At 40.8% G+C, this 4,529-nt stretch carries 4 protein-coding genes; 3 read left to right on the plus strand and 1 reads right to left on the minus strand.

Annotated elements, in window-relative coordinates:
• Nucleotides 1–122 precede the first annotated feature (122 nt).
• Nucleotides 123–746: a transcriptional repressor LexA gene (gene lexA / locus WAM07_RS04590; RefSeq protein ID WP_422165169.1), complete on the minus strand. Its 624-nt coding sequence runs from the start codon at nucleotides 744–746 to the stop codon at nucleotides 123–125.
• Between the two features lie 322 nt (nucleotides 747–1,068).
• On the opposite strand from lexA, the gene WAM07_RS04595 reads away from it, so the two are divergent.
• The 3 genes from WAM07_RS04595 (at nucleotide 1,069) to tkt (ending at nucleotide 4,253) form a co-directional block, all read left to right on the plus strand.
• Nucleotides 1,069–1,734 carry a YneB family resolvase-like protein gene (locus tag WAM07_RS04595; protein ID WP_422165171.1) on the plus strand — a complete coding sequence of 222 codons (666 nt, stop codon included), beginning with the start codon at nucleotides 1,069–1,071 and terminating at the stop codon, nucleotides 1,732–1,734.
• A 95-nt stretch (nucleotides 1,735–1,829) separates the two neighbouring features.
• A complete protein-coding gene (locus tag WAM07_RS04600; RefSeq protein ID WP_014643373.1) occupies nucleotides 1,830–2,063 on the plus strand; it encodes a DUF896 domain-containing protein in 234 nt (77 codons plus the stop codon).
• A gap of 180 nt (nucleotides 2,064–2,243) precedes the next feature.
• A complete protein-coding gene (gene tkt / locus WAM07_RS04605; RefSeq protein WP_422165173.1) occupies nucleotides 2,244–4,253 on the plus strand; it encodes a transketolase in 2,010 nt (669 codons plus the stop codon).
• Nucleotides 4,254–4,529 lie beyond the last annotated feature (276 nt).

The following is a 4,529-nucleotide window of genomic DNA, read 5'->3' on the forward strand; positions in this document are numbered from 1 at the left end:
CCCTTGCCTTTGACTAACGGCTACAACGACCTTCGCCGATCGGGACTTGAACCCTATAGTTTATACCCATGCCGGGCACACCAAAAAAAGGGCAGCTCTTAAGAGCTGCCCTTAATATTTAATTAATGAACCGTACGATACAGACCTACTACTCGTCCTAGAATAGATACGTCATTTAGAATAATAGGCTCCATAGTAGCATTTTCAGGCTGCAGGCGGATATGGTTTCTTTCTTTGAAAAAGCGCTTAACGGTAGCTTCCTCATCCTCAGTCATGGCAACGACAATGTCGCCGTTTTGCGCAGTCTGCTGTTGTCTAACAATTACCATGTCACCATCCAGAATACCAGCCTCAATCATACTTTCACCTTGAACCACAAGTACAAACGTATTGTCGTCCGTACCGGCTAAAGAGTCCGGAAGGGGCACGTATTCTTCAATATTCTCTACTGCGGTAATCGGAGAACCGGCTGTTACTTTACCTATGACAGGTGCATAGGAGGCTTCACTTCTCGGGATACTGTGATCTTCCTCTAACTCTATCACTTCAATAGCTCTTGGTTTAGTAGGATCTCTTCGAATGTACCCCTTTTTTTCTAAACGTGACAGGTGCCCGTGCACAGTTGAACTGGATGCCAGGCCAACGGATTGGCCGATCTCACGGACCGAAGGCGGATAGCCTTTCATAATGACTTGCTCTTTAATAAAATCTAATATTTCTTGTTGTCTCTTTGAAAGTTTACTCATAGATTTACACCTCGTACATAGGATTTATAGTAACCACATTGTACCATGCTTACTTAAATAATACAAACAAGCGTTCGAAAAAACCGGTTGACAAGAACTATTGTTCGTATATAATTGGTGTTATAAAAGCGAACATTAGTTCTTAAGAACGTTCGTTCCTAAAATTGGAGGGTCTAATCATGTTCAACAAACTGTCAAAGCTTGATATTACGTACCTTGTACTGTTTATCGCAAGTTTAGCCTTTCTTTACTTTTCAATGGTCTCCATTGGATAATCTATTATATGATGAATGAGAACACTTAATAGAAAGGGCCGAACATCATGAGAGTTATCCTATATTGTCGCGTAAGTACAGAAAAAGAAGCGCAAGTTTCTTCATTGAAAAGACAAAGAAATGAATTAAACCAGATGGCCACACAACATAATATGGAAGTTGTGGATTGTATAGAGGAACAAGCAAGCGGGTATGAAATCGAACGGGAAGGAATTTTCCGCTTGCTTGAATACTTTTCCAGTAGGGAAGCGGACGCCTTATTAATACAAGATGAAACACGGCTTGGACGAGGAAACACCAAAATTGCATTATTTCATCAATTAAATAAGTTAGACGTTCAAATCTATTCACTTTCCCATGAAGGAGAACTGGAGATAGCCGAATCTGACTCTATGGTTCTTCAGATAGTGGGTATCGTAGAAGAGTATCAGCGGAAAATACATAACATGAAGATCCGCAGAGGAATGAGGAAGGCGGTCGAGGAAGGTTATAATCCTGCAGCTAATCTATCAAATCAGCACTTGGCTCCTGGACGCGAAAGGATTGAATTTCCCATACACGAGGTTGTTCGTTTACGTCAAAACAAGCTGTCATTTAAAGATATAGCCGCCACTCTTCGTGGACTTGGATATGATGTATCAAAGGCAACAGTCCATCGAAGATATCAGGAGCACGTATTACTTGAAAAAAAAGAAGATAAAGGTTACGATTAAATAAATGACAAGGGTCAAGTGGCCTCTTGTCTTTTTCTTGTTCATACATGAATCGATCCTGTTAATCTCAATATAAATATAAAGGGGTATGATCTATGTTATCTAAAGAAAAGATTGATCGTATAAATGAACTGGCTAATAAATCAAAGCAAGAAGAATTAACTGCCAAGGAAAAAGAAGAACAACAGGAGTTAAGACAGGAATACCTGAAAAATGTTCGTAAATCCTTTAAGAACCAGTTAAAAGGTGTAACTGTTATTGATCCTGAAGGAAAAGATGTTACACCTAAGAAATTAAGAGAAATGCAGGAAAATGAGAAGAAAAACTGATTGATAAATCCGTACAGCATATGTACGGATTTATTTTGTTTAAGAAACCCTTTTCAGGGAAAAATAATTTTTAAGGGCTGGGTTTTTCTTGAAATATTGCCCCCGTGCTTGTTTCAAACCTAAATTCATTATAGGATTATACTTGTACATATTTTCGAAAGAGAAAGGGGAATGGCGATTATGGCAAACAGCCTTGAACAAACTTCAATCAATACAATCCGAACACTCACAATTGATGCCGTTGAAAAAGCAAACTCCGGTCATCCAGGAATGCCGATGGGGGCAGCTCCTATGGCGTACACCCTTTGGACAAAATTTATGGATCACAATCCTAAAAACTCTGACTGGTTTAACCGCGACCGCTTCGTACTATCAGCGGGACACGGATCTATGCTTTTATATAGCCTCCTGCATTTATCAGGATACAATGTGACGATCGACGATCTTAAATCTTTCCGTCAGTGGGATTCTAAAACTCCAGGGCATCCTGAATACGGACACACAGATGGTGTGGAAGCAACTACAGGCCCGCTTGGTCAAGGTTTGTCCATGGCTACCGGTATGGCAATGGCTGAAGCACATTTAGGCGCTAAGTACAATCGCGACAATTATAACGTAGTGGATCACTATACTTTTGCTATTTGTGGTGATGGCGATCTAATGGAAGGTGTTTCTCAAGAAACTGCTTCTTTAGCCGGTCACCTTGGACTTGGCAAATTAGTCGTTTTGTATGACTCTAATGACATTTCCTTAGATGGAGATTTAGACCGCTCCTTTAGTGAAAGCGTTGAGAAACGCTATGAAGCTTATGGCTGGCAAGTTATTCGTGTCGAGGATGGAACAGATACCGAAGAAATTGCAAAGGCGATCAAAGAAGCCAAGCAAAATACAGATCAGCCGACAATGATCGAAGTTAAAACAGTAATTGGCTATGGTTCACCAAATAAATCTGGGAAGTCTGCTTCTCACGGGGCTCCACTTGGAGAAGAAGAAGTGACTGCAGCGAAAGCTCATTATGAGTGGGAGCATGAAGAGCTATTTCATGTTCCAGAAGAAGTATATCAGGATTTCAATGAAAAAGTTCAACAAAACGGAGAAGAGAAAGAACAATCCTGGAATGAACTTATGAAACAGTATAAAGAAAGCTATCCTGAGCTGGCTGCTGAACTTGAAGCGGCTATTAAAGGAGAACTCCCTGAAGGATGGAAGCACGAACTTCCAACCTATCAAGTTGGTGAAGACAGTCCGGCAACTCGTGCTGCTTCAGGTGATGTTATTAATGCTCTTTCTGCGAAAGTTCCATATTTCTTTGGAGGCAGCTCAGACTTGGCAGGTTCAAACAAAACAAGTGTCAAAGAAGAAGAAGACTTCTCTCGTAATAACTATGCCGGCCGTAATATTTGGTTTGGCGTAAGAGAATTCGCAATGGCTGCAGCTTTAAATGGTATGGCCTTACATGGCGGACTTAAAGTTTATGGCGGAACTTTCTTTGTATTCAGTGATTACTTGAGACCAGCCTTGCGTCTATCTGCACTAATGAATCTTCCGGTAAACTATGTCTTTACGCACGATTCTGTAGCTGTTGGAGAAGATGGACCGACTCATGAGCCAATTGAGCAATTACCTTCTCTTCGTGCCATGCCAAATTTATCTGTAATTCGACCTGCTGATGGAAATGAAACCAGTGCTGCATGGCAGTTGGCTCTGGAATCTAATACCACTCCAAATGCATTAGTATTAACTCGTCAGGGTCTTCCAACTCTTAAAGGCACAGCAGAAAACGCTTATGAAGGTGTTAAACACGGTGCATATATTTTAAGTGATTCTGATAAGGAAGAGCCAGATGCTATTCTATTGGCTTCTGGATCTGAAGTTCAGTTGATTGTAAAAGCGCAAGATGAACTTAAGAAAAAAGGTTATGACGTTCGCGTCGTGAGTATTCCATCTTTCGATCGCTTTAATGCTCAAAGCAGAGAATATCAAGAGAGCATCCTTCCTTCCAGCGTTCGTAAGCGTTTAGCTGTAGAGATGGCTGCATCATTTGGCTGGGAACGTTACGTAGGTCTTGACGGTACGGTGCTCGGCATCGACCGCTTTGGAGCTTCAGCCCCGGGTGATACTATTATCGAAAACTTTGGTTTCACTGTAGATAACGTAGTCAAACACGCTGAGAATTTAATGAGCTCTTAAGATCAGATAAACAAGCTGCCGGTTATACCGGCAGCTTGTTTTAATTTTCTAATTTTAGAAACTGTAAAGCTAGTCCAGTGCGTCTTTCACTTCATGGCTGACATAGAACGCGTTCCTGTATGGAAAGTATAAAAATTGCTTAAGACCTAAGCTTCTGTTCTTCGATAAAAACTCAGAATATGCTATAATAGTTAATAAGAATTATAGTTGTCTTTTTCAGTGTGAGAGTCTGTGGCAGGCAGAAAATGTCGTGTTTGAGCCATTAAGGATGTCTTC

This window comes from Halobacillus sp., from assembly GCF_049282395.1.
In the GTDB taxonomy this organism is placed as follows: Bacteria; Bacillota; Bacilli; order Bacillales; family Halobacillaceae; genus Halobacillus.